Genomic DNA, 24,462 nt, shown 5'->3' with positions numbered 1-24,462 from the left:
GCATTCTCCCAGGACCCGTGGCGAGGCACTCGCCCGCGGCTCCGCGTTCGCTCCTGCCCGACTCGACATGAGGATCGTCTCCCAGTCCGTCTATCTCGGCCCGAACATCTACGCCAACTGGCGGCTGATCGGCCTCACCGTCGACCTCGGCGCGCTCGAGGAGTGGCCCACGGTCAAGCTAGGTTCGAAGTGGATCGACGCGCTGCTCCAAGCGATTCCGACCCTCGAAGAGCACGGCTGTTCCTACGGCGAGCCCGGGGGCTTCCTGCGCCGCATGCGCGAGGACGAAGGCACCTGGCTGGGGCACGTGCTCGAGCACTGCGCGATCGAGATCCAGAACCTGGCCGGCGCCGACCTGTCCTTCGGGCAGACGCGCTCCACGGGCACACCCGGGCAGTACCACGTGGTCTACGACTACGACGAGCCCGAGGTCGGACTCGAGGCCGGTGAGCTGGCCCTGAAGTTGATCCTCTCGCTGCTGCCCGCGGAGTTGCGGCCGAAGGACGCCGAGGACGCGTTCGACTGGGACGAGGAGCGCGACGCCTTCATTCGCCGCGCCCAGCGCCTGGCCTTCGGCCCCAGCACCGCGTCCCTGATCAAGGCCGCCGAGGAGCGCGACATCCCCTGGCTGCGGCTCAACAACTACAGCCTGGTGCAGTTCGGGCACGGCCGCTACCAGAAGCGCATCCAGGCCACGATCACCTCGGAGACGCGCCACATCGCCGTCGAGATCGCCTCCGACAAGGAGGAGACCAACCAGATCCTCGGCGACCTGGGCCTGCCCGTGCCCCAACAGCGCATCGTGCGCGACGCCGACCGCGCCGTGCGCGCCGCGCGGCGCATCGGCTACCCGGTCGTGGTCAAGCCGCTCAACGCCAACCACGGGCGCGGCGTGTCGATCGGCCTGGAGACCGACGAGCAGGTGCTGACGGCCTTCGAGAAGGCCCGCGAGCACAGCCGCACGATCCTGGTCGAGGCCTTCATCCGCGGGCTCGACCACCGCATGTTGGTCGTCGACGGAAAGTTGATCGCGGTCAGCAAGCGCGTGCCCGGCCACGTCGTCGGCGACGGCAAGCACTCGATCGCCGAGCTGGTCGAGATCACCAACGAGGACCCGCGCCGCGGCATCGGGCACGAGAAGGTCCTGACCAAGCTCGACATCGACCACCAGGCGCGACGCCTGCTGAACGAGGCCGGGCTGGAGCCCGAGTCGGTGCTCGAGCAGGGCCAGATCCAGTTCCTGCGTGCCACCGCCAACCTCTCCACCGGCGGCACCGCGGTCGACATGACCGACGTGGTCCACCCCGACAACCGCGCCATGGCCGAGCGGGCCGCCAAGGCGGTGGGCCTGGACGTGTGCGGCGTCGATTTCCTGACCACGGACATCACCCGCTCCTACAAGGAGACCAAGGGTGCCATCTGCGAGGTCAACGCCGCTCCGGGCTTCCGCATGCACGTGGCGCCCAGCGAGGGCCATCCGCGCGACGTGGCGGGGCCGGTGATCGACATGCTGTTCCCGCCCGGCAGCCCGCGGCGCATCCCGATCGCCGCGATCACCGGGACCAACGGCAAGACGACCACGACCCGCATGACCGCCCACGTGCTGAAGATGGCCGGGCGCCGGGTGGGCTTCACGACCACCGACGGCGTGTACATCGACGGCAAGCTCTCGGTCGAGGGCGATATGACCGGGCCGACGGCGGCGCGCATGGTGCTGCGCGACCCGTCCGTGGACACCGCCGTGCTCGAGACCGCCCGCGGCGGCCTGCTCAAGCGCGGCATGGGCTACCGGCGCTGCAACGTCGGCGCGGTGCTGAACATCGACGCCGACCACCTGGGCCTGCGCGGGATCGAGACTCTCGAGCAGCTCGCGCGCGTCAAGCGGGTGGTGATCGAGGTGGCCAAGGACACGGCCGTGCTCAACGCCGACGACGAGCACTGCCTGCGCATGGCCTCGTTCACCTCCGCCGAGCAGATCTGCTACGTGACCATGAGCCCCACCCATCCGCTGGTGAAGGAGCACATCCGTGCCGGCGGCAGGGCGGTCGTGCTCGAGGAGGGCATGGGCGGCCAGATGATCACGATCTACGACAACGGGGCGCACATCCCGCTCCTGTGGACCCACGAGATCCCGGCCACGATCGACGGCAAGGCGCGCCACAACGTGCAGAACGCGCTGTTCGCCTCGGCCATCACCTTCTCGATGGGCGCGACTCTGGACGACATCCGCATCGGCCTACGCACCTTCGACACGACCTTCGCCGAGGCCCCCGGGCGCATGAACGTCTACGACGACCACCCCTTCAAGGTGATCGTCGACTACGGCCACAACCCGGCCGCGATCGCGGCCATGGTGCACCTGACGGACCAACTGCACGTCAAGGGACGCCGGTTGATCCTGCTGGCGGCTCCCGGAGATCGCCGCGACCAGGACATCGAGCAGATGGCCAGCTCCGTGGCCGGGCACTACGACCACTACATCGTGCGCCGCGACGACAACCCGCGCGGCCGCGGGCCCCTGGAGGTGCCGCACCTGTTGCGCGATTCGCTGCTGGAGAACGGCGTCCCGGAGCAGAAGATCACCGTGATCGAGCGCGAGGTCGCAGCGGTGGACGCGGCCCTCGACATGGCGCGCCCGGACGACCTGCTGCTGGTCTTCGCCGACGCGATCGAGCGCACCTGGCGCCAGGTGACCGAGTTCGAGAGCGTAGGCGAAGTGGAGCTGAAGCCCACAGTCAGCGCGCCCCAGCCAGCCGCGCCCGCGGCGACGGCCTTCGAGATGGAGCTGCCCGGCATCGACGACTTCATCCACGACGAGCGCGGTGTGCTGCTGGCGCCGGTGGAAGAGGATGACGAGTTGGCCGACTGACAGCGGCGCGACCTCGATCACGATGACCTCCCCCACCGTCAGGGACTCCCGGCGCATCACCGGCCTGCACCCCTACACCGACCGGCCGGGGGCGATCCTCGAGCTCGAGATCGCGCCCGAACTCCAGGAGCGCGCGATCGCGGCCTGGCGCGCGGTGGCGGCCGAGGTCGCCGCCGCGGTGGGCTGGCTCGGCACGCCCCTGCACGCCCGCCGCCACCCCGACGGCGTGAGCCTCATCATGGAGGCGCCGATCGACGCGCTCTACGCCGCCTGCGAGGTCAACGAGCTGGCCTGGAGCCTCACGGCCAGGGCCCTGGCCGACGGGGGCGAGGTGGAGCAGGCGGACCTCGAGGGCGAGCTGCTCCGGGTCCAGGGCGAGATCGCCGCCGAGGCTCGCCCGGCGCTGCTGGCCTTGCACGCCGCGGCGCTGGAGCACGGCGCCGCCTTCCTGGTGGACGACGACACCGTCTCCGTGGGCCACGGCGCCGGCTGCCGGCTGTGGCCCGCCGCCGCGCCGCCGGACGTGGCCCAGGTCCCGTGGTCGAAGGTCACGAACGTGCCGACCGCCGTCGTGACCGGGACCAACGGCAAGAGCACCACCGTCCGCATGCTGGCCGCGATCGCCGAGGCCGCGGGCCTGACCGCGGGGGTGTCCTCCACCGACTGGATCCGGGTGGGCGACGAGATCCTCGACGAGGGCGACTACTCCGGTCCCGGGGGCGCGCGCACGGTGCTGCGCGACGCGCGAGTTCAGATCGGGCTGCTCGAGACCGCGCGCGGCGGCATGTTCCGTCGCGGGCTGGGCGTCGAGTCGGCCGATGTGGCCTGCGTGCTCAACGTGGCCGAGGACCACCTGGGCGAGTGGGGTTGCTGGACCGTGCGCGACCTGGCCGAGATCAAGCTGACCGTGGCCAAGGCCGTGGGTCCGGGCGGCCGCGTAGTGCTCAACGCCGACGACGACCTGGTACGCGAGGGCGGGCTCGAGTTGGACCTCCCGCGCACCTGGTTCAGTTGCGGCGGCCTCGGTGCCGTCCCCGACGGCGAGCGCTCGGCCTGCGTGCTCGAGGACGGCGTGCTGGTGCTCTACTCCGGTGACGAGCGCACGGAGATCGCCCGCGTCGACCAGATCCCCTCGACCCTCGGCGGCGCGGCGACTCACAACGTGGCCAACGCCCTGGCGGCCGTCGCCATCGCCGACGGCCTGGACCTGCCCCACGCCGCCATGGCCGAGGGCCTGCACGCGTTCGGCCTGGACCCGGGCGACAACCCCGGCCGACTCAACGTCTTCGGCTTCGGCGGCGTCACCGCCCTGGTCGACTTCGCCCACAACCCCCACGGCCAGCGGGCGATGCTCGAGATGGCCGCGGGCATGGATTCCGACCGACTCTTGGTCCTGCTGGGCCAAGCCGGCGACCGCGACGACGCCTCGGTGACCGAGCTCTGCCGCACCACCTGGGCCGCGCGCCCCGACCGCATCCTGATCAAGTCGATGGAGGTCTACCTGCGCGGCCGCGAGCCCGGCGCCATGACGGCCTTGATCGAGCGCGAGCTACTCGCCGCCGGCGCCCCGCCGGAGGCGATCGCCCAGGGCGGCGAGGAGTTCGACTGCGTGCTCGAGGCCCTCGCCTGGTCGCGACCCGGCGACCTGCTGCTGCTCTTCTCACACGCCGAGCGCGAGCGGACGCTGGAGTACCTGGCCGCGCTGCGACTCGGCGGCTGGAGCCCGGGCCAGCCGCTGCCGGCGGCGCCCTGAGGGGGAGAGGTCGCCGCCGCCGGTTCCAGGGCTGGGGCCTCTCAGCCTTGCAAAAGACGCATGATGATGTAGCTTTTGCAAGCATGTTTGACCGCCGGATACGCCCTCTGCTGACTGGCCTCCTCGCCAACCACAGCGCCGTGGCCCTTCTCGGCCCGCGCCAGGTTGGCAAGACGACCCTGGCGCTCGAACTCGCGGACGAACGGGGGGCCACCTACCTGGACCTCGAGCGAGAGGGCGACCGCGCCAAGCTCGGCGATGCCGACGCCTACCTGGCCTCGACCGCGGGGCGGTTGGTCGTGCTGGACGAGGTCCAGAACGCACCTGAGCTCTTCAGCACCTTGCGCGGCGTCATCGACGATCGTCGGCGACAAGGCAAGAACGACGCCCAGTTCCTGATCCTCGGCTCGGCCTCGCCGGCACTCCTGCGGCAATCGTCGGAGAGCCTCGCCGGCCGGATCATCTATCTCGACCTCGCACCCCTCGACGCCCTCGAGGTCGGGGGCGAGCCTACTGGCACCACCTCCCTGTGGACGCGCGGCGGCTTCCCCCTCAGCTTCCTGGCCGCCGACGACGCCAACAGCTTGCTCTGGCGACAGGGCTTCCTGCGAACCTACCTCGAGCGCGACCTTCCCCAACTCGGCTCGCGCCTGCCGACCGAGGTCCTGCGCCGACTGTGGACCATGCTCGCCCACCTGCAGGGCTCACCGCTCAATACGGCGAAGCTCGCCGCCAACGTGGGCCTGGATGGGAGGACGGTCAATCGCTACCTGTCACTCCTGGTCGACCTCTTGCTCGTCCGAAGTCTGGCGCCGTGGACCGCGAACATCGGCAAGCGTCTGACGCGCTCGCCCAAGCTCTACGTTCGCGACAGCGGGCTCCTGCATGCCCTGTTAGGCATCGCCGACACCGAGACATTGCTGGGTCATCCTGTCGTCGGCGCCAGCTGGGAGGGCTTCGTGATCGAGAACCTCATCGCCGCAGCGCCGCTCTTCAGCCAGTTCCACTTCTTCCGCACCTCCGCCGGCGCGGAGATCGACCTGCTCATCACCCTCCCCGACCACCGCCGCTGGGCCTTCGAGATCAAGCGCGGCGCGAACCCGCGCCCCTCGCGGGGCTTCTACCAGGCCTGCGACGACGTGCAAGCCGACGCCCGCTTCGTCGTTTATCCCGGTGAAGAGCGCTTTCCCTTGGGGTCGGGCACCGAGGCGTTGGCGCTGGCTGCGGCGATGACTCTCGTCTCCACAGGTTGAGCACCCTCCGTGGCGGCCGCTTGAACCACTCGCCGCCATAGGAACGAGCGCCCGCTCGAGCATGGACGGAACGGCTGTCGCCCCCCGCCAAGTCGCTCGATCTGGATTGAGGGCTCGGCAAGGCCCCGCGCATCTCAGTCCCGCCCCAGGACGACATCGCAGGAGCTTGACGCCGAGACGGCGACCTTCTTGATCCACAGCCCCTGCTCGGTGCCGCTCGGACGCTGATCCGCATGCGGCACGACTGGATCGGGGCCTCGGTGCCGAGGGCCCGGCCTGCCGCTGGAGTTGGTCGCGCAGGTCGACGAGGACCTGCTGTAGATCTGGCGAGTCCGGCTGCGAGCACTCACCGGTCAGACCGTCGATGTCGAGGTCCACGACACCGGGACAGCGCGGCTCCTCATGCAGGAACTCGAGGCCCCAGTAGGCCTTGCTCGGCTGCGGGGCGCCGCGACGTTGGGCAGGCGTGCCAACAAGTTGTGCTCCAGGTTCTTGACGGCGCCGCGCGTCATGACGGTTGCGTTTCTAGCGCGCTCACCCCCCCCGATGCTCGTCCTGGCGGTGGCGGTAGTGTTGGAAGTCGCGCAGGAGGCTGAAGGCGCTCGGGCGGCGCTCGCCGGCCTCGTGGTTGGCGGCGGCGATCTCGAAGCAGAGTCTCCACTGGGCGAAGAGGACGCGGTAGCCCTCGAGGACCGAGTGCTTGGGGTCGTAGATGTGGGTCATCTCGCTGGTCACGCCGTTGAGTTCGATGATGCGGAGTTCGCGGCCTTCGGAGAGGGCCTGGGCGCTTGGTACGCGCAGGTCGAAGCGGCCGAAGTAGAAGCCGTCGAAGGCCTTCGCGATGCGGTCGACCTCGGCCTCGAGGGCCGGTGTGAGCAGGCGCGCGCCGTCGAGGAAGATCGCGCCGCGGGCGTGGGTGCCGAGGTCGCCGAGGGCCACCACTTCGCCGGCAGCGATCACGTCGTCGACGCGCTCGGCGTTCTTGTCGAGGTAGTAGCGGGCCATGCAGACGGCGCGCTCGTCGGCCAGGATCAGGTGCTCGAGGGTGTGCTCGCCGTCGCCGGTGACGGTGGCGAGCTGCTTCTCGGTGATCGAGAGCACGCGGCCGGTGGGCTCGCCGGGGCGGCGGGCGTAGAACACGCCGAACTCGGGGCCGTCCAGGCACTGCTGCGCGATCAGGTCCAGGTTGGTGGCCTCGAGGTAGGCGAGCACCTCGGCCTCGTCCGCGGTCACGAGTACGCCGGAGCCGCGCTGGCCCACGTCGGGCTTGATCACCAGGGGGTACCCGAGACCGCGCTCCGCCATCAGGCCGCGCACGCGCGCGAGTCGCTCCCCCGCCGACTCGGCGCCGGGCAAGAGGGTCCAGGCCGGGATCGGATCCCCGGCCGCCTCGAGCTTGGCCAGGATCTGCGCCTTGGACTCGCCCACGAAGCCGCCGCCGGGGATGCCCGGGTTCGCGGAGGTGAAGGCCGTCAGCGAGCCCGCGCGCAGGCCGCGCCAGATCACGTACAGCACCACCGGCGGGTAGAAGAACCAGGGCGGCCAGAACTCCCAGCGCAGCTTGCGGCGCACCGACCCCACCAAGAGCCTGCGTCCGCGCCAGGTGGTGGCGGGGATCAGGACCTTGACCAACAAGAGCCCGACCAGAAGCGTCCCCACCAGAGCCATCGGCAGGGCGTGCTCGAAGACCGCCAGGTTCTCCTCGAGGCTGCCGCCGATCAGGCTCGAGAGCCAGACCAGGATCGGCGTCCACACGCCCGCGGCGATCGCGAAGTAGAGGGCGAACAGGAAGAAGTTCGCGCGCAGGGCGCCGGCCGCGAAGTACGTCGGCAGGCGCATGCCCGGCATGAAGCGGGTCAGGAAGATCGCCGGCAGGCCGCGGTGCTCGAACCAGGTGCCGGCGCGGGTCACAACGCGCTCGGTCAGGACCCACTTGAGCGGCGCGCGGTGCAGGGCGCGCGAGCCGAACAGGCGGCCGGCTCCGAACAGCAGCATGTCGCCGAACAGGATCCCGGCCCAGCAGGCGGCGGCGGCGGGCAGCAGTTCGATGCGACCCTGGGCCACCATCGCCCCGGCGGCGATGCAGGTCAGGTCCTCGGAGACCAGGGTCGCCAGGGCGATCAGCACGCAGGCCAGGATCAGCCCCATGCCCTGGATCGGCGCCTCGGCAGGGTCGAACGGGCGCTCGGCCGCTGCCACGCGCGCGGGGTCGGCGTGGGCGCGGTCCGTGGCCCGACCGGCCTCGACCCGCTCCACGAAGTCGGCCACGATCGGCGCGACCAGGGGCGCGTCCATGAAGGGCAACAGGTGCCCGCGGATCGCCGGGGGCGGGCCGGCGGCCGCCGGGTCGTCGGCCCCCGGCTGGACGATCCGCAGCTCGGCCTGGGGCACGATGCGCGCGTGCTCCCGGGCCGCGGCGATCGGGACCAGCGGATCGCTCTCGGCGTGGATCACCAGGAGCGGCACCTCGAGCCGCTCCAGGACCCCGCGCAGGGGCCGCTGGTCCGAGTCGTAGAAGTTGCGCGCGTAGGGGACGCCGAAGAAGGCCCCGTCGTAGGCGCCGAAGTGCGGCACGCCCTCGCGCACGAGGGTCAGCGCGCCCAGGAGCAGGCCGTGGATCGCGTGGTTGACCGAGTACTGCCCGAGCAGCTCCAGCTCCTGCACGCCGATCCCCGCCAGCAGGGTGACCGACTTCGCGCGGGGACCGAGCTCGGCCGCCGACTCCAGCGCGACGCCGCCGCCCATGGAGTAGCCCAGCAGGTGCACGGACTCCAAGCCCAACTGGTCGAGGAGCTGCACCACGTAGTCCGCGTGGGCGACGAGCGAGTAGTCGGGCAGGTCGAGGCCGGACTTGCCGAAGCCCGGCAGGTCGACGGTGATCACGCGCAGGTGCTCCGACAGGATCGGCAGCATCTCGCGGAAGTCACCCAGGCTGCCCGGGCTGCCGTGCAGACAGACCAGCGCCGGCGCACCTTCGCGCGGGCCGTGGTCCTCGTAGACGACGCGCGTCGTGGCAGCCAGTCGCCGCTGACCTTCGACCTCGTGCAGCTCGGTCGCGTGTTGGGCCGGCCCGAGCTTCGGCACCGACTCCGCGCGCACCGCGCGCACGACGTGCGAGGCCAGGAGCAGGATCGCGTAGATCCCGGCCAGGACGACCAGTCCCCGACGTACGCGACCGCGAGAGCGCTGGCTCATGGCCGCAGCGGCAACTGCTCGGAGACGATCGGTCCGCCGGCGGACGGCCGTCCGCTGTGGTAGTGCATCTGGACGGCGTCTGCGGAGACGACCACGCGCGTGTGGCTGACGGTCCAGGCGTCGTCGCGCGTCATCGAGACGGCGTAGGGCCCGGGCTCGGGACGCTCGCTGGCGTGGAACTGTTCGAGCATCCGCGGGCTGACGCCGCCCAGCTCGGACTGCAGCTCTTCGAAGGTCCGTTGCCGCGCGCGCTCGACGCCGGGGTAGTCGAAGCCCGACGAGATCAGCGGCGCGCGCACCGCGTCGCCAGCGAGCAGCTCCAGGGAGCGGGTGTCCCAGGCACCGAGGCGCGGATCGCCGCCGGGCTCGAGGCCGATCAGCCGAAAACCACGCACCGCGCTCAGATCCATGGCCTGCAGGGCGTCGAAGGCCTCGTCCAAGCTGCTCGCATCGATCAGATCTTGAACGACCAACCCGCGCGAGCGCGGCTGGATCCCCGCCGGCAGGGGCGCCGCCTGGTAGTGGTTCAGCAGGCACAGGGCCACGCCGCACTCGTTGGCGGCGATCCACGTGCCGCCCCCCTGTTCATCGACCGGCGCCAGGAAGCGCAGCCCGCTCGGGGTGTGCTGCAGCCGCGGCGGATGAGCGGGCGGCCTGGTGCGTAGCTCGTCCCGGTTGGTGAAGAGCTCGAAGCCGCCTACTGATCCGACCCAGGTGACGGTGCACACGAGGTGCGAGTCTCCCAGTACTCGAGGGTCGAGGGCGCGACGCCGAAGCCCGAGCCACAGTCGAAGCCCTGCACCTTCAGGATCATGGCGATCAGGGCGTAGTGGTGGATCGTGTGGCTGAGCAGGAAGCGCAGCTCGCGCATCACCGTCGACCGCGACCACGGATCCGGCGCACCGGGGCTGTGGTCCTCGTCCATCTTCACGACCAGTTCATCGTCGCGGCCGACGATCTCGCACAGGCGTTCGATCGTGCCGCGCAGCTCCGTGCCGGCGTAGGCCAACTCGGTCTCGAAGCGGGGATCGCGCGCGCGCAGGTCGTAGTCGACGCGGCCGGACTCCAGGCCGCCGAGGAAGCAGCGGTAGTAGTCGTGGATGTGACGGAAGTGTCCGCCGACGCCGCTCTGGGTCAGACCGTCGGGCACCGCCGTATACAGCGCCGCCAGGGAGCGGCCGTCGGCGGAGGTTCCACCCAGGCGCTCGAAGACCTCGAGCCCTTGCTCCAACACCACCACGTTCTGGGCGGCGAGGAGGGTCTCGCGTCGTTCGGGGGAGGCACTCATGCCACCGGAACGAACTGTGCTTGCACGGCTTGCCATAGGCGCTGGGCCAGGACTTTCCTGTCTCGATCGATGAAGCGCTCGCTGCCGAAGCGGATCTCCGCGTCGACGTACGGGAGCTTCAAGAGGCGGATCAGATGGTCGGCGAAGGTCATGTCCCCCCACCAGCAGACGGACTGGCTGGCAGCAGGATGCCCTTCCGGGGTGCGGTAGCTCAAGGCTGCATAAGCAACAGGAGCCTGTCCCTCGGCCGCGGGCGCAAGTAGTGAAGCGCGAAAGGGTAACACCTCGGCGCCCCGGCTGCTGGTGCCTTCGGGGAAGAGCACGACGGCCCGACCGGCCTCCAGCTCGGCGCCCAGGAGGGCCGCCACGGCCGGCAGGCTGCGCTTGTCCCCCCGCTGAACGAACAGGACCCCGACGGCCCGCGCCATCCAACCGATCCCGGGCCAACTGGCCACTTCCGCCTTGGAGAGGAAGATCAGGGGCCGCTGGGAGGCCAGGACCAGGATGTCCACGTAGGAGAGGTGGTTGGAGACGATCAGGCAGCCCCCGGTCGGGATCTCTCCCACCCGGCGGACACGTATGCCGAGGGCCACGACCAGGGCGCTCCCCCACCAGTGCACGCAGCGGTCCCGCCAGGCCCGGCGCAGCCCCAGGGCCCAGGCGCAGGGCGCGACCAACGTCCAGACCACGAACTGGCTCAGCGTGATCAGGACCAGGGCCGATCCACGCAGGATCAGCCGGCCGGTGGCGGCGGGCCCGGAGTCGATCTCAGCCCTCGAAGATCAGGCGCCGGAAGCGGGGCTCGACGGTCCTCGTGTCCAACAGGACCAGGAAGTCGATCGTCCCGAACTCGTGGTCCACGGCCGGCGGGCCACAGGCCAGGACCCCGTAGCGCAGGTACGCGCCAAAGAGGTTCGGGGGTTCGAAGGCGGCGACCTCGGCCTCGGTGGCCGGCTCGCCGAAGCAGCCGTGACCCTCGACCGGCTCGACCCGGACGTCAGGGTGCAGCTTCCCGCGCCCCTCGAGCCAACGGGCGGCGATCAAGCCCAGACGCGGATCGGTGCCGGTCAGGGAGCAGCAGCCGAAGAAGTGGTGCTTGCCGGTGGCCTGGGCGTAGCGCGCGACGCCGCGCCAGAGGGTGAACAGGGCGTGCCCCATGCGGTGCTCGCGCAGGATGCAGGCGCGGCCCAGCTCGACGCTGTCCTCGAGGCGCTCTTCACCGATCCCGGAGAGGTCGAACTCGCCGGCGCAGTAGAACCCCGACCCGGCGCGGGCCATCGCGGCGGTCTGGAGGCGATAGGTACCGACGATCGCGCCGCTGGTCTTCTCGACGAGTAGCAGGTGGTCGCAGTGCTCGTCGTACACGTCCGCGTCGAGCATCGACGAACTGGACGTCGACAGGCCCTCACCCAGCTCGACGTTGAAGACCTCGTAGCGCACCCGCTGTGCCTCGAGCACTTCCTCCACGGTGCGCGCCACGCGCACGGAGTAGTAGCGCTCCACCAGCTCGAACTCGACCGCCGGCGGACGGCGCAGGCCATGTTCGGGTCCAGGCACGGCGTTGGGCGTCGCAGTCGCGTCGTCGGATCGGATAGGGGTGGCCATCATGGCGGGGGCTCGGGGCGTCCGAGCGGGCGATCGTGCAAGCGGTCGATCGCCGAGCGAGGCTACGGTCGTGTCGAGAATCGAGGCGACAGGATAGTGACGCGGGACGCCGTGCCTAGATCAGGCCCGGCTAGGGATTTGCGCGTTTTCGGTAAGGATGGGACCGAAGCCCCGGTCCAGTCCGCGGGCGGAGGGCACCCACCTGGGCGCTCGCGCCCCACGGAAACAACGGCCAGGGGCCTCGGGCGGCGAGCCGCGGCCGGCCGGGCCCTACGTCGGTCGTGTAGGGCTATTCCCGTCGTCGGGGCAGCACCCGACCACCGATCCGGGTCGGACTCCCCGCCCACGGCCGAACGCCGGCGGGGCCTACGGCCAAGGACCAGCTCCCGAAAAGGTCGGGGAACGACTCCTGGCGAAGGACCGGACTCAGAGCCGGTCCAGGCCCAGCACCATCTGGGCCACCGTGCGGACCGCCATCCCGTTGCCCCCGCGCGGGGTGCCGGGCTTGCCGCGGTCTTCCCAGGCGTAGAGGTCGATGTGCGCCCAGGGCGTGTCCTTGGCGAAGCGCTTGAGGAACAGGGCGGCGGTGATGGCGCCGCCGCGGCGGTCGCTGCCGGAGTTGTTGACGTCGGCGAAGGGCGTGTCGATCCAGGCCTCGTAGGCGTCCACGAGGGGCATGCGCCACAGATCCTCGTCGTGGCGGCGGGAGCGCTCCAGGAGGTCGGCCACCAGGGCCTCGTCCGTGCCGAACAGGGCCGGCACGTCGGGGCCCAGGGCGACCCGCGCCGCGCCGGTCAGGGTGGCGACGTCGAGCAGGCGCGGCGCGCCCAGCTTGCGCGCGGCGATCAGTCCGTCCGCCAGCAGCAGTCGGCCCTCGGCGTCGGTGTTGCCAATCTCCACACTGGTGCCGTCTGCCGCCCGCAGCACGTCGCCCGGGCGCATGGCGCCGGGGCCGATGGCGTTCTCGGCCGAGGGCAGGATGGCTACGAACGGGAGCTCGCAGCCCAGCCGCCCGATCGTCTCCAGGGCACCGATGACCGTGCCTGCGCCGCCCATGTCCTTCCGCATGAGCTGCATCGAGCCGCCGGTCTTGAGGTCGAGTCCCCCGGTGTCGAAGGCCACTCCCTTGCCGATGATGCCCAAGAGCGGCGTCGCGCCGACGGGTCCGTTCTCGACGATCGTCACCGTGGAGGGCCGGTCGGCCGCCTTGCCCACGTGGTGGGTCAGGTTGAAGCCCTGCTCGAGTAGCTCGCCGCCGGTGTAGACCGTGGTCCGCATGCCGTAGCAGTGGGCGACCTCGCAGGCGGCGGCGGAGATCTCGCCCGGACCCAGGTCGGCCGCGGGCGTGTTGACCAGGTCCCGCGTCAGCACCATGCCCTCGGCGTGGGCCACGGCCTGGGCCAGGGCGGCGCCCGCCTCGGGTCGATCCGTCACCAGGTTGCAAGGGCCCGGATGCTCGACCCCGTTCTTCGTGCTGGCGGTGAAACGGTAGGGCCCCAGCAAGAGCCCCTCGGCCGCGGCCAGGATCAGATCGGCCGCGCTGCTGCCCTCGCGATCAGCCGCGGGCACCACCAACGACCACTCGACCCCGCCGCCCTCGGGCAGGAACCCGTGGGCGCTCGCCGCGGCCTCGCGCAGGGCCACCGAGCGGGTCTCGTCCCCGAGCCCGACAACGATCACGAGCCGCCCGTCGGAGATCGGCGCGGACAACTGGGTGCCGCGCTGGGCCTTGAAGCGCGTGAGCTCGGAGAGCCCGCGCAGGATCGCGTGGTCGCCGCCGTTCAAGAGGCCGTGGCCATTCTCCAGCAGCCCGGTCCACTGGGAACGGGCCAGAGGCAGGACGAGGATGCGACCAGCGGGGGCAGCGCTGACGCGGACGGTGTGGGAGATGCGGTCAGTCATGGCGGGGCGATCAGTGATACGGAGCGGGGTGCGCGGGCGCCAGCCTCAGCGGGCGGCGGCCGTCAACTCTTCGAGAGCTGCTTGGGCCCCGCGGAACAGGCTGTCCCCGTCCCCGAGCAGCACCGCATCGAAGGGGCCCGGCAACTGCGCTACCTCGCGCAGGGCCCGGGCCCCGTCGCTCAGCTTCGGCTCCGGCAAGAGGCGCAGGCGCCCGGACTCGTGGGATCGCACCAGGTCTCCGAAGACCACGGCGCGCAGGGGCTCGAGCACGAAGGCCGCCTCGACCTCCGACTTGCCGCCGTGGAGCAGGTGCACGTCGATCACCTGGCCCAGGTCGCCGGGGAGTCCGTCGCGACCCTCGAACCAGTGGCTGACCTTGTCCGCGGCCTCGCCGAAGCGACCCCGCTCACCCGCCGGAGCCGCGATCTGCGCCCCGAACCGCTGCGCCAGCTCCGGCGCCGCGCGCAGGTGGTCGAAGCCCGTGAGCAGGATCCAGTCGATCGACCCCGTGCCCTGCGCGAACGCCAGCTGGGACTCGTCCAGGGACATCGGATCGATCAGCACCCCGCCGCCGCTGCGGGCCCAGAGGAACCCGTTGAAGTCGATGCGGCGATCCGGCTGGTACACGCCGGAGTAGTAGAGGTCGGGGAGGACGGTGCTCTTCATGCGCGAGAGGTTACCCGCGCGCGACCGCCTGTCAGCCCTTCTCGGCCACCCTCGCGCTCGCGTCGGGCACCGTCGGGTCCGGCACCCTCTGTTCCGGCGAGGCCAGCTCCAGGCTGTCCTCCTCGTACATGCCCTTCAGATCGTCCGTGCGGGTGCCGACCCACAGGGGCTCGCCGGCCAGGTAGGCGGCGCGTCCGATCATGTGGGCCGCGACTGGCGCGGTCAGCAGCATGAACAGCATCGTCGCCACCGCGCGGGTGGAGGTGCCCATGTCGCCGAAGTGCACGGCCCCCGCCGCCAGCATCAGCACCACGCCCAGGGTCGCGGCCTTGGACGTCGCGGACATCCGCAGGTAGGTGTCCTGCAGCCGGATCGCCCCGATCGCGCCGATCAGCATCAGCGCGGCCCCGGGCACCAGCAGCACCACCGTCAGGACTTCGGACCAGGCCATGCGCGGATCTCCAAGTAGCGGGCGAAACCGATGGTGCCGATGAACGAGACCAGGGCCAGGACCAGGGCCACGTCCATCATGATCGGCTTCTCGTCGTAGATCGCCAGGGACACGATCAGTCCCAGAAGCAGCGATGTCAGCAAGTCGAGGGCCACCACCCGATCGGGCAACTGGGGTCCACGCAACAGGCGCACGAACGCCAGCACGATGGCCAGGCAGAGCATGGGCAGCACGCCCAATCGAATCAGCGTCTCGAGCGTCATGCGAACACCCCCAAAACCCGTTTCTCGAAGCCAGCCTTGATCTCCTGCCGCATGGCTTCGGGATCGGGGCAGTCGGCGCAGTGGACGTAGAGCGTCTTGCGGTCGGTGGAAACGTCGAGACTCAGCGTTCCGGGCGTGAGGGTGATCAGGTTGGCGAGGGTCACGATCTCGTCCGCGTCGTCGACGTCGAGGTGCACGGCGATGATCGCCGGCTGCAGCTTCGACGGATCCCCCAGGACCGCCCGCGCGATCTTCAGGTTGGCCACCACCAGCTCCCAGAAGAAGTAGAGGGCCAGCCCGATGAACTGCGGAGTCTTCTTGACGAAGCGCCAGGACAGGGTGCGGTCGGTGCTAACCAACCGCATCGACAGGAAGCCGATCATGGCGCCGAAGCCGAAGTTGACCAGCGTCGGCTCGCCCGTGAACAGCACCCACGCGAAGGCGATGAAGAGGGTGTCGAGCAGCATCTCAGTTGCCCTCCCCCAGCACCGCTTGGACGTAGACCTGCGGATTGAGTAGTTGGTCCGCGGCGGCCTCGGCGTAGTCGAACACGGGACCGGCCGCGAGGGCGTAGGCCAACAGCAGGCCGCTCAGGCCGGCGGCGGGCACCATCATCCAGCGCGCGTCCTTCTCCCGTTCCGCCAGGTCGGTCGGCTCGAGATCGGGCGGCGGCGCGTCGCGCCAGATCCCACCGGACCAGATCCGGATGGACGAGAAGAGAGTCAAGAAGGCGGCGAGCACGACTGCTGCCACGAGCACACCCTCACCGGTCTCGATCGTCGAGCGCAGGAGCGCGAGCTTGGGCCAGAAACCCGGCAGGGGCGGCACCCCGGCCAGGGTCAACAGGCTGATCAGGAACAGGATCGAGAAGAAGGGCTTGGTCTTCCAGAAGCCCCCCAGCTTGTCGAGGTTGCCGGAGCCGCGCAGCTTGTCGGCGACGCCTCCGAGCATGAACAGGTTGCACTTCAAGATCACGTCCTGCGCCAGGTAGAAGACCACGGCGGCGATCGCCAGGGGCGTGCCGAGGGCGATGCCCAGGGCCATGAAGCCGACCGTCGACATGATCTGGAAGGCGAAGACGCGCCGGATGTCCTTCTGCGACAGGGCGGCCAGGGCGCCGAAGACCATCGATGCGGCGGCCAGGATGCCAATGACGGTGTGGGTGAAGTCCGGGTCGCCCACGAACAGCATCGTGAACACTCGCAGCAGCGCGTAGACCCCGACCTTGGTCAACAGGCCGGCGAAGATCGCCGAGACCGCAAAGGGCGGGGTGTGGTACGAGGCCGGCAACCAGAAGGCGAAGGGGAACAGGGCCGCCTTCAAGCCGAAGGCCACCAGGAACAGCATCGCCAGGGAGTTGATCACCTCGCGGTTCTCGTACTGGGCGATCCGCACCGACAGGTCGGCCATGTTCAGCGTCCCGACGGCGCCGTAGAGCAGGCCGGTCGCGGTCAGGAAGATGGCCGACGAGATCAGGTTCAGGATCACGTACTTGACGCCGCCCTCGAGCTGCGCGCGCTCGCCACCCAGGCACAAGAGCACGAAGGAGGCCATCAACATGACCTCGAAGCAGACGTACAGGTTGAACAGGTCGCCGGTCAGGAACGAGCCACTGATACCGAGCAGCAGCACGTGCAAAAGCGGGTAGAAGTGGAAGCGCTCACGGCGCTCCCCCACCGACCAACCGGCGTAGGCGGTCACCGCCAGGCCCGCGATCGCGCTCAGGAGCAACATCATCGCGCTGAGCCGGTCGGCCACGAGTGTGATCCCGTAGGGCGCCGGCCAGGCGCCGGCCTGGATCACCAGGATGCCCTCGCTGCGGACCGCGTCGAACAGGGCCAAGGTGGCGATCGTCAACGCCACCATGCCGAACAGCGAAAGACTGCGTTGCAACCGAATCCGACGCGAGGCGAGCAGGCAGAAGCCGGCAGTCACCAGCGGGATCACGATCGGCAGTACGAGCAGGTTTTCCATCGCGATTCAGCTCCCCACGGCCGTGCCGGGCAGCGCCGCAGGCGCCACGGAATCCAATTCCTCGTGGGAGACCAGTTCCTGGGCGTCGCGCCTGGTCGGCGGCTCGGTCAGGTCGGGGTCACGCATGGCGTCGACGTCGTCGACGCCCATGCGGTCGTAGACCGACTTGGCCAGGGCCAGGGTGAAGGCCTGCAGGCCGAAGCCGATCACGATCGCCGTCAACACCAGGGCCTGGGGCAGGGGGTCCGCGTAGGGCTGGAGCAACTGCTCGGCGCCCTCGGGCACGATCGGGATCTTGACGTCCACGTCGACCCGCCGCGGGTTGCCAGCCGCCAAGATCATCAGGTTCGCGCCGTGGGCGAAGATCGCCAGGCCGAGGATGATCTTGATCAGGCTGCGGCGCAGCATCAGATAGAAACCGGCGGCGTAGAGCCCGCCGATCAACATTGCCAACCAAGTGACCAAGAGGCTCAGTCCTCCTCGGTGAGCAGGGTGAAGACGACCGTCAGCGTGAAGCCCACGACGACGAAGAAGACGCCGATGTCGAACAGCATCGGCGTGCCCAGCTTGCCGATCACCGGCAGCTTGATCCCCGGCCAGACGCCCTCGAAGAACGACCCGCCGGAGAGCAGGCCGATCAGGCCGGCCGACAGGGCCACCAGCAGGCCGAAGCCCATCACGCGGCGCGGCTCGATGCGCAGGGTCTGACGCGCCACGTCGACGCTGTCGGAGATGGCCAGGAGCGCGAAGGCGGTCGAGGCGATCAATCCGCCCACGAAGCCTCCGCCGGGCGCGTTGTGGCCGCGCAAGAGCAGGAAGACGGAGAAGACGATCAACACCGGCATCATCAGCCGGGTCGCCCTCGAGAGGATCACGGACTCCATCTCAGGCCACCTTGCCATTCTTCTTCTCCTTGTCGAGGTTCAGCCGCATCAGACCGAAGACACCGAGCGCGGCCACGGCCAGCACCGTGATTTCGCCCATCGTGTCCAGCCCGCGGAAGTCGACCAGGATCACGTTGACCACGTTGTGCCCCTTGCCCTCGCTCAGGCTGTGCTCGGCGAAGTAGGGCGACAGGGCGCTCTCTCCGCCCTCGGTGGCGATGCCCCAGACCAGCGAGGTGAAGAAGGCGCCGACCATCAAGCTCAAGACGAGGTCGCGGCGACGTTCCGCCAGTGAGGTGAAGTGCTCGAAGCGCGGGAGGCGGTGCAGGATGAAGACGAACAGCAAGACCGAGAGGGTCTCGATGGCCAACTGCGTCATGGCCAGGTCGGGCCCGCCCATGATCATGAAGTTGATCGCGACGCCGATCCCGATCAGGCCCAAGGCGACCACCGCCGCCAGGCGCGAGTCTGTCCCCGTCGCGAACAGGGTCGCCATCAACATGGCCATCACGATCAGACCCTCGTAGAGCCTGATGTCGAGCACGGCCAAGGGCGGCAGGGGCGCGCGGTCGGAGAACAGCGGGTAGCCGGCCAGCACGATCGTGGCGAGCAGCACCACGAAGATGTAGCTACGCAGGTAACCGTTCTGGATGAAGCGCGTGAGGACGCCGGAGAAGGACTTGAGCCCGATCACCGACAGGCGGTAGACCGCCTCCGGCCCGAAGCGCGCCAGCCCTCCGACCGGCGCGACCGCGGCGAGCAGGGCGTCCCGGCGCCAAACCAGCAGCACTCCGGTGGCAATGGTCACGAGCTTCAAGAGCGTCCCGCTGCCGTGCTCGCCGTGCTCGGCCCCGTGGTCGGCGTCGGCGTGGGCTTGATCGGCAGCGCCCTCGAGGGCACCGGCAGAAGCGGGCTCGGCCGCGTGGGACGTGCTGGCCAGCCCGAGCGAGGTCTCCTCGTGCAGCTCGCTCGGGCTGGCCCCCGCGACCCGCGCGGCGGCGTCCACGAGCGGTCGGAAGGTCGTCCCCGCGACCGGTCCGAGCAGCAGGGCCAAGGTCGCGAGTAGACCGGCCCCCAGCCACAGCGAGATCGGCGCCTCGTGGGGCTGCTTGGGCGTCTCGCGCCCCGCTCGCCAGAAGGGCAGCACGGCCAGCATGACCGCCACCGAGGTGGTCACGATGCCCGTGGCCAGGGCCGTCCAGTAGATGTAGCCGGCCGCCGCCGTCGCCTCGCCCTCGGCCGCGTGGACCAACTGCTTGGCGTAGGCCCCCAAGAGGGGCGGCACCGCGGCCATCGACAGGGCGGCCATGGCCGCGATCGCGGCCGTGATCGGCATGGTGCGGCGCAGGCCACCGAGTGAGCTCAGCTCGCGCGTGCCGGTCTCGTGGTCGATGATCCCGGCCACGTGGAACAGGGGGCCCTTGTAGAGCGCGTGCACCACGACGTAGGCCATGGCAGCGACCAGAGCCGCTGAGGTGCCGATGCCGATCAGCATCGTCAGCATGCCGAGGGCACTGACCGTGGTGTAGGCCAGGATCTTCTTGAGATCGCGCTGGGGGAAGGCCATCACGGCGCCGAGCAACATCGTGGTCGCGCCGACCACGCCCAGGGTCGTGTGCCAGGCCTCGGTCCCACCGAGCACCGGCTGCATCCGCGCCAGCAGGTAGACCCCGGCCTTGACCATCGTGGCCGAGTGTAGGAAGGCGCTGACAGGCGTCGGCGCCGCCATCGCGCCCGGAAGCCAGAAGTGGAAGGGGAACTGGGCCGACTTGGTGAAGGCGCCGACCAGCACCATGGCCAGCACGACGCCGTACAGGGGCGAGCCCTGGACCGAGCCCGCCGCCGCCGACATGGCCGACATCTGCGTCGTGCCAGCGATCCAGGACAGCATCGTCAGCCCCACCAGCAACACCAGCCCACCGAGCCCGGTGACCAAGAGCGCCTGCAGGGCCGCGCGGCGCGCCTGGAACTTGTGGTTGTCGTAGCCGATCAGCAGGTACGAGGTGATGCCGGTCAGCTCCCAGGCCACGAAGAGCGTGATCACGTCGTCCGCCAGGACCACGCCGAGCATGGCCAGCATGAAGGCCAGGAGGGTCGCGTTCAGGCGCCCGAGCCGCTGGTCGTCGCCGATGTAGGCGGCGGCGTAGATCATCGTGGCCACGCCCATGGCCGTGATCAGCAGGCCGAAGACCATGGACAGGCCGTCGAGCCGCAGGTCGAGCGACACGTCCAGGGCGGGGACCCAGGAGACGGTGGCGTCGAAGGTCTCCCCGTCGATCACCGCGGGCAGGCGTGAGACCAGGTAGGCGAGGGCCGCGCCGGGCGCCAGAGCCAGGATCCAGCCACAGCGCCGCCCAGCCCATCGAGTGAGCGATGGGGCCAGGAACGCGGCGAGGGCCAGGGTCGCGAGGATCGCGAACATCAGGTGAGGGACGGGGAGCTGGGGTTGGGGGCGGAGGCAGGCCGCAGGGAGCGCGGAACCCCTTCGACATCGATCATCGCCCGTCGTCGGAAGAGGTCGAGGTGCACTAACTCCGGATCCATCCCGAGTCTAGGACCCGCGGGGACCCCGATCGATGGCTTGCACCCGAGTCGGCCGACACCTTGCCAGGCCGTGTACCTGTTCGAGTCCCGCAAGAGGGCACAACTCCCTCGGCCGACCGGTCGAAGAGAGGGGAGCCTCCGTCGACGGTCGCCAGCTTGAAGAGACTCCTCCTGAAGATCGTGCTCACGGCACTGACCGGCGCCACGATCCTGATCCCCTCGCTGAGGGGCTTCTACCTGCTTCACAACAGTGGAGAGCGGGCGACGGACCACGGGCACCAGTTTCTGATGGCCCTGTCCGGAGATCTGGACCGCTTCGCCGCCGACCACGGCGGCCGCTTCCCGAAGGACCTCAACGCCCTGCCGTTGGCCCACGAGGATCGCAGCGGGATCGGAGTCGAGAACATCTGGGGCGGGGTTCTGCGAGCACCTCTGTTGGAGATGCTGACCGCCGCGCGCAACGTCCGCTCCGGTCGCCTGCTCGACCCCTGGGGGCGCCCCTGGCAGTACCGCTCGGACGTGTCGGGCGAGACCGTGCGGGTGGAGAGCCTCGGAGCCGACGGCAAGGCCGGGGGCAGCGGCGAGGACGCCGACCTGATCCTCACCAAGCGCGAGGACGAGACGGCCCTGTCGACGCTCGGACACGAGCCGCTCTGGTAGGCCAGTCCTCCCCCGGCGAACTGCGGCGCGGCGGGCCGGCTAACATGCTCGGCGATGCTGCGCGCCTGCCTCCTGACCACCGCCCTCGCCGCGGGTCTGTGCCTCACCGGCTGTGAGGCCGATGAGCCCCCGGTGCCCAACCTGCTGTTGATCTCGGTCGACACCCTGCGCGCCGACGCCCTGGAGCCCTACGGGTACGGGCGTCCCACGAGCCCCAACCTGGCGCGGCTGGCCGAGACCTCCGTGGTCTTCGAGCAGGCCCACGCGACCTCCTCCTGGACCCTGCCGACCCTCGCCACGGTGATGACCGGCGAGCTGCCGTCGACGACCCACACCCACACCTTCGCGAGCTCCCTGCCCCTGGGTTTCGACACCCTCGCCGAGCGCCTGCGCGCGGCCGGCTTCGACACCGCCGCCGTCGCCAGCCACACCTTCCTCGGGGTCAAGTACGGCCTGCACCAGGGCTTCACCCACTTCGACGACGACCTGGTCAACTTCATCGCCGACTCCCACAACGCGATCACCTCGGACCAGGTCACCGCCAAGGCCCGCGCGTTCATCGAGGCCAAGGTCGCGGCCGACAGGTTCGACGACGGGCCGTGGTTCCTGTGGGCCCACTACTTCGACCCCCACGACAGCTACCTGGCCCACGAGGGCTTCAGCGAGCCCTTCGGCACCGAGACCGATCGCGACCTCTACGACGGTGAGATCGCCTTCACCGACCACCACATCGGCGCGCTGCTGAGTTGCCTCGACGAGCTGGGCCTGGCGAACGAGACCGTGGTGGTCTTCGTGGCCGACCACGGCGAGGAGTGGCGCGACCACGGCAGCCACGGCCACGGCCAGACCCTCTACGAGGAGGTCGTGCGCGTCCCCTTGACCCTGCGCGTTCCGGGCTACGCGCCCCGCCGCGTGACCGAGCCGATCAGCACCCTGGACCTGTTCCCCACGCTGCTGGAGCTGTGCGGCGTGGCGATCCCCAAGGACCTGCCCGGCCGCAGCCTGGTTCCGATCCTCGCGGGCGGCGCTGGTCCCGATCGCGCCCTGGTCTCGGAGCTGCGGCTGGGCGTCGCCTTCGACGCGATCCGGCGCGGTTCCCACAAGCTGATCGTCGATCGCAAACAGCAGCAGGTGCTCCTGTTCGACCTCGCCACCGATCCCCTGGAACAGCGGGACATCGCGGCCGAGGAACCCGAGTTGGTGGCAGCGCTGCGCGCAGAGTTGGAGCAGCGCCTGGCAGAGGCCCACGCGCGCGGCCGCGGCCTGGCCCCCAGCGGCTCGTCGGACCTCTCGGCGGCCGAGGCCGAGGCCCTCTCGCGCCTCGGGTACGCCGAATGAAGCGCCGCGCTGCGATCGCCCTGGCGCTGGCCCTGACCCTGTGCGCCTGCGACGACGGCCTGCGCCGCACCCACTACCCGGACGGCACCGTCTGGAGCGAAGGCCGCATCGTCGACGGTCACGCGGACGGACCCTGGCGCACCTTCCACCCCGACGGGAGCCTGGCCACCGAAGGCAACTACCGCGCCGGCCTCGAGGACGGCCAGTGGCGCGAGCTGGCCCCCGACGGCACGGTCTTGGCCGAGCGCAACTACGACGACGGCGAGCTGTCCGGCACCTGGCTGCGCTGCCACCCGAATGGTCGCCCGGAGTCCATGGGCACGTTCGAAGGCGGCGTCCGCGAGGGTTCCTGGATCGACTTCTACGAGAACGGCCAAGCGCGCAGCCGCGGGGAGTACGCCGCCGGGCGGCGCCACGGCCTGTGGCGCAGCTTCGACCGCGACGGGCTCCAGACCGGCGAGACCTGGTTCGAGGACGGCGTCCGCAACGGCCCCTTCAAGGCCTTCGGCCCGAGCATGGGCGTGGACGAGGGCCAGTACGAGGACGACAAGGCCGTCGGCGTCTGGACCAGCTACTTCGGCGACGGCACCGTCCGCGCCACGACGTCCTTCGTGAACGGCCTGCCCGAGGGCCCGGCCAAGGCCTATTTCCCCGACGGCCAGCTGCAGTTCGCCGGCGACTTCGAGCGCGGCCTGCCGGTCGGGGAATGGCGCTACTGGGACGCCGACGGCGGCCTGCTCGAGGACGTCTCCGGGATCTACGTCAGCGGCACACGCGTGTCGCCGCTGCCCGGCCCGTGACCGGCGCCGTTTGCTAACGTCCGCCGCCCATGGCAGAGGTGATCGAGGTCGGCGAGGGCAACGGCGCGGAGGCGATCGCGCGCGCGGTGGAAGTGCTCGCCGGCGGCGGGCTGGTGGCCCTGCCGACGGAGACCGTCTACGGCCTGGCCGCCTGCGCCGACGACGAGCGCGCCGTGGCGCGGATCTTCGCCGCCAAGGGTCGCCCGTCCCACAACCCGCTGATCGTCCACGTGCCCGACGTGGGCGCGGCGCGCGCGGTGGCCGGCACATGGCCGGCGGCCGCCGACCGCATGGCCCGAGCCTTCTGGCCCGGGCCGGTGACCCTGGTGGTGCCGCGGGGCGCGAGCGTCGTCGCGGCCGTCGCCGCCGGCGGACCCACCGTGGCCCTGCGCGCCCCGGCCAGCGCGATCACCCTGGCGATCCTGCGCCGCCTGGGGCGCCCGGTCGCCGCGCCCAGCGCCAACCGCTCCCAGGGCGTCTCCCCCACGCGGGCCGAACACGTGGTCTCGAGCCTCGGCGCGCGGGTCGACCTCGTGATCGACGCGGGCCCCTGCGCCGTGGGGCTCGAGTCGGCGGTGGTCGACGTGAGCCGAGAGCCGGCGCGCCTCTTGCGCCCGGGCACCGTCGACCTCGAGCAGCTGCGCGCGGTCCTGCCGGAGCTCGTGCCCTACGACGGGGCCGGCGACGCCCAGCGCTCGTCGCCCGGCCAAGATCGCCGCCACTACGCTCCGGCGGCGCGCCTGAGCCTGGTCGAGTCGGTCGATCTGGCCGACGCCGCCCGGCGCGCCCCCGGGCCCACGGGCCTGCTGCTGCTCGACGCCCGCCCGGACCTCCCCGTCGCCTGGTCCCAGGTCCTCGGTCGCGACCCGCGCCACTACGCCTCCGGCCTCTTCGCCGCCCTGTGGGCCGCCGACGCCGCCGGTTGTCGCTCCCTGATCGTCGAGCTCCCGCCCCGCTCCCCGGCCTGGTCCGCGGTCCTCGACCGACTGCAACGCGCCGCGGCGCCCGGCTGACCAC

General features: G+C 70.5%; 21 protein-coding genes. 7 read left to right on the top strand and 14 right to left on the bottom strand.

The window, feature by feature from the left end; all coding sequences use genetic code 11:
• Positions 1-67: 67 nt before the first annotated feature.
• The 3 genes from cphA (at position 68) to Pla133_RS03165 (ending at position 5,875) form a co-directional block, all read left to right on the top strand.
• Entirely contained in the window at positions 68-2,869 is a 2,802-nt protein-coding gene (cphA, locus tag Pla133_RS03175) for a cyanophycin synthetase (protein WP_145062360.1), read from the top strand.
• 22 nt (positions 2,870-2,891) lie between these two features.
• The gene (locus Pla133_RS03170) at positions 2,892-4,622 is read left to right on the top strand and encodes a Mur ligase family protein (RefSeq protein ID WP_145062358.1); all 1,731 of its coding nucleotides are present in this window, start codon (positions 2,892-2,894) and stop codon (positions 4,620-4,622) included.
• An 83-nt stretch (positions 4,623-4,705) separates the two neighbouring features.
• Positions 4,706-5,875 carry an ATP-binding protein gene (locus tag Pla133_RS03165; RefSeq protein ID WP_145062356.1) on the top strand — a complete coding sequence of 390 codons (1,170 nt, stop codon included), beginning with the start codon at positions 4,706-4,708 and terminating at the stop codon, positions 5,873-5,875.
• Positions 5,876-6,409: 534 nt separating this feature from the next.
• Here the strand turns inward: Pla133_RS03165 and Pla133_RS03160 are convergent.
• From Pla133_RS03160 to mbhE, 14 genes are all read right to left on the bottom strand, one after another.
• Positions 6,410-9,070 (bottom strand): alpha/beta fold hydrolase, encoded by a 2,661-nt coding sequence (locus Pla133_RS03160; protein ID WP_145062354.1) that lies wholly within the window; start codon positions 9,068-9,070, stop codon positions 6,410-6,412.
• Positions 9,067-9,798 carry an NRDE family protein gene (locus tag Pla133_RS03155; protein ID WP_419192073.1) on the bottom strand — a complete coding sequence of 244 codons (732 nt, stop codon included), beginning with the start codon at positions 9,796-9,798 and terminating at the stop codon, positions 9,067-9,069. Before Pla133_RS03155 ends, Pla133_RS03160 begins: the two co-directional genes overlap by 4 nt.
• The gene (locus Pla133_RS25870; protein ID WP_419192072.1) at positions 9,768-10,358 is read right to left on the bottom strand and encodes a DinB family protein; all 591 of its coding nucleotides are present in this window, start codon (positions 10,356-10,358) and stop codon (positions 9,768-9,770) included. Before Pla133_RS25870 ends, Pla133_RS03155 begins: the two co-directional genes overlap by 31 nt.
• Positions 10,355-11,047, bottom strand: a complete 693-nt coding sequence (locus Pla133_RS03150) for a lysophospholipid acyltransferase family protein (protein ID WP_419192071.1) — start codon at positions 11,045-11,047, stop codon at positions 10,355-10,357. The genes Pla133_RS25870 and Pla133_RS03150 overlap by 4 nt, the downstream gene beginning before the upstream one ends.
• Before the next feature lie 79 nt (positions 11,048-11,126).
• The gene (locus Pla133_RS03145) at positions 11,127-11,966 is read right to left on the bottom strand and encodes a GNAT family N-acetyltransferase (RefSeq protein WP_145062348.1); all 840 of its coding nucleotides are present in this window, start codon (positions 11,964-11,966) and stop codon (positions 11,127-11,129) included.
• Positions 11,967-12,389: 423 nt separating this feature from the next.
• The gene (locus tag Pla133_RS03140) at positions 12,390-13,865 is read right to left on the bottom strand and encodes a leucyl aminopeptidase family protein (protein WP_145062345.1); all 1,476 of its coding nucleotides are present in this window, start codon (positions 13,863-13,865) and stop codon (positions 12,390-12,392) included.
• Positions 13,866-13,910: 45 nt separating this feature from the next.
• On the bottom strand, positions 13,911-14,531 hold the full coding sequence (locus Pla133_RS03135) for an MBL fold metallo-hydrolase (RefSeq protein WP_145062343.1): 621 nt from the start codon (positions 14,529-14,531) through the stop codon (positions 13,911-13,913).
• 31 nt (positions 14,532-14,562) lie between these two features.
• Positions 14,563-14,982 (bottom strand): monovalent cation/H(+) antiporter subunit G, encoded by a 420-nt coding sequence (mnhG, locus tag Pla133_RS03130; protein ID WP_145062341.1) that lies wholly within the window; start codon positions 14,980-14,982, stop codon positions 14,563-14,565.
• Positions 14,961-15,245, bottom strand: coding sequence for a monovalent cation/H+ antiporter complex subunit F (locus tag Pla133_RS03125; protein WP_145062339.1), 285 nt, complete (start codon positions 15,243-15,245; stop codon positions 14,961-14,963). The genes mnhG and Pla133_RS03125 overlap by 22 nt, the downstream gene beginning before the upstream one ends.
• Positions 15,242-15,712 carry a Na+/H+ antiporter subunit E gene (locus Pla133_RS03120; protein ID WP_145062337.1) on the bottom strand — a complete coding sequence of 157 codons (471 nt, stop codon included), beginning with the start codon at positions 15,710-15,712 and terminating at the stop codon, positions 15,242-15,244. Before Pla133_RS03120 ends, Pla133_RS03125 begins: the two co-directional genes overlap by 4 nt.
• Before the next feature lies 1 nt (position 15,713).
• A complete protein-coding gene (locus Pla133_RS03115; RefSeq protein WP_419192070.1) occupies positions 15,714-17,219 on the bottom strand; it encodes a Na+/H+ antiporter subunit D in 1,506 nt (501 codons plus the stop codon).
• Positions 17,220-17,225: 6 nt separating this feature from the next.
• A complete protein-coding gene (locus Pla133_RS03110; protein ID WP_145062334.1) occupies positions 17,226-17,684 on the bottom strand; it encodes an NADH-quinone oxidoreductase subunit K in 459 nt (152 codons plus the stop codon).
• Positions 17,685-17,689: 5 nt separating this feature from the next.
• Positions 17,690-18,121, bottom strand: a complete 432-nt coding sequence (locus Pla133_RS03105) for a Na+/H+ antiporter subunit B (protein WP_419192069.1) — start codon at positions 18,119-18,121, stop codon at positions 17,690-17,692.
• A complete protein-coding gene (gene mbhE, locus Pla133_RS03100; protein WP_145062332.1) occupies positions 18,105-20,525 on the bottom strand; it encodes a hydrogen gas-evolving membrane-bound hydrogenase subunit E in 2,421 nt (806 codons plus the stop codon). The genes Pla133_RS03105 and mbhE overlap by 17 nt, the downstream gene beginning before the upstream one ends.
• Positions 20,526-20,803: 278 nt before the next feature.
• Here mbhE and Pla133_RS03095 point away from each other — a divergent pair, with 278 nt between their 5' ends.
• From Pla133_RS03095 to Pla133_RS03080, 4 genes are read left to right on the top strand one after another with little or no spacing between them, the layout of a single operon-like run.
• Entirely contained in the window at positions 20,804-21,307 is a 504-nt protein-coding gene (locus Pla133_RS03095; RefSeq protein WP_145062330.1) for a type II secretion system protein GspG, read from the top strand.
• Between the two features lie 54 nt (positions 21,308-21,361).
• Complete coding sequence (locus tag Pla133_RS03090) at positions 21,362-22,645, top strand: sulfatase family protein (RefSeq protein ID WP_145062327.1); 1,284 nt, start codon at positions 21,362-21,364, stop codon at positions 22,643-22,645.
• Positions 22,642-23,445, top strand: a complete 804-nt coding sequence (locus Pla133_RS03085) for a toxin-antitoxin system YwqK family antitoxin (protein WP_145062325.1) — start codon at positions 22,642-22,644, stop codon at positions 23,443-23,445. Before Pla133_RS03090 ends, Pla133_RS03085 begins: the two co-directional genes overlap by 4 nt.
• A 29-nt stretch (positions 23,446-23,474) precedes the next feature.
• Complete coding sequence (locus Pla133_RS03080) at positions 23,475-24,458, top strand: L-threonylcarbamoyladenylate synthase (protein WP_145062323.1); 984 nt, start codon at positions 23,475-23,477, stop codon at positions 24,456-24,458.
• The last annotated feature ends 4 nt before the right edge of the window (positions 24,459-24,462 follow it).

The organism is Engelhardtia mirabilis (assembly GCF_007748095.1).
GTDB lineage: Bacteria > Planctomycetota > UBA1135 > UBA1135.
This window is presented reverse-complemented; position numbering and strand designations above follow the sequence as displayed.

Bases quoted from the DNA above. Each gene is read 5' to 3' on its own strand.
- cphA (WP_145062360.1), top strand. From the start codon at position 68: ATGAGGATCGTCTCCCAGTCCGTCTATCTCGGCCCGAACATCTACGCC.
- Pla133_RS03170 (WP_145062358.1), top strand. From the start codon at position 2,892: ATGACCTCCCCCACCGTCAGGGACTCCCGGCGCATCACCGGCCTGCAC.
- Pla133_RS03165 (WP_145062356.1), top strand. From the start codon at position 4,706: ATGTTTGACCGCCGGATACGCCCTCTGCTGACTGGCCTCCTCGCCAAC.
- Pla133_RS03160 (WP_145062354.1), bottom strand. From the start codon at position 9,070: ATGAGCCAGCGCTCTCGCGGTCGCGTACGTCGGGGACTGGTCGTCCTG.
- Pla133_RS25870 (WP_419192072.1), bottom strand. From the start codon at position 10,358: ATGAGTGCCTCCCCCGAACGACGCGAGACCCTCCTCGCCGCCCAGAAC.
- Pla133_RS03145 (WP_145062348.1), bottom strand. From the start codon at position 11,966: ATGATGGCCACCCCTATCCGATCCGACGACGCGACTGCGACGCCCAAC.
- Pla133_RS03140 (WP_145062345.1), bottom strand. From the start codon at position 13,865: ATGACTGACCGCATCTCCCACACCGTCCGCGTCAGCGCTGCCCCCGCT.
- Pla133_RS03135 (WP_145062343.1), bottom strand. From the start codon at position 14,531: ATGAAGAGCACCGTCCTCCCCGACCTCTACTACTCCGGCGTGTACCAG.
- mnhG (WP_145062341.1), bottom strand. From the start codon at position 14,982: ATGGCCTGGTCCGAAGTCCTGACGGTGGTGCTGCTGGTGCCCGGGGCC.
- Pla133_RS03125 (WP_145062339.1), bottom strand. From the start codon at position 15,245: ATGACGCTCGAGACGCTGATTCGATTGGGCGTGCTGCCCATGCTCTGC.
- Pla133_RS03120 (WP_145062337.1), bottom strand. From the start codon at position 15,712: ATGCTGCTCGACACCCTCTTCATCGCCTTCGCGTGGGTGCTGTTCACG.
- Pla133_RS03115 (WP_419192070.1), bottom strand. From the start codon at position 17,219: ATGGAAAACCTGCTCGTACTGCCGATCGTGATCCCGCTGGTGACTGCC.
- Pla133_RS03105 (WP_419192069.1), bottom strand. From the start codon at position 18,121: ATGGCAAGGTGGCCTGAGATGGAGTCCGTGATCCTCTCGAGGGCGACC.
- mbhE (WP_145062332.1), bottom strand. From the start codon at position 20,525: ATGTTCGCGATCCTCGCGACCCTGGCCCTCGCCGCGTTCCTGGCCCCA.
- Pla133_RS03090 (WP_145062327.1), top strand. From the start codon at position 21,362: ATGCTGCGCGCCTGCCTCCTGACCACCGCCCTCGCCGCGGGTCTGTGC.
- Pla133_RS03085 (WP_145062325.1), top strand. From the start codon at position 22,642: ATGAAGCGCCGCGCTGCGATCGCCCTGGCGCTGGCCCTGACCCTGTGC.
- Pla133_RS03080 (WP_145062323.1), top strand. From the start codon at position 23,475: ATGGCAGAGGTGATCGAGGTCGGCGAGGGCAACGGCGCGGAGGCGATC.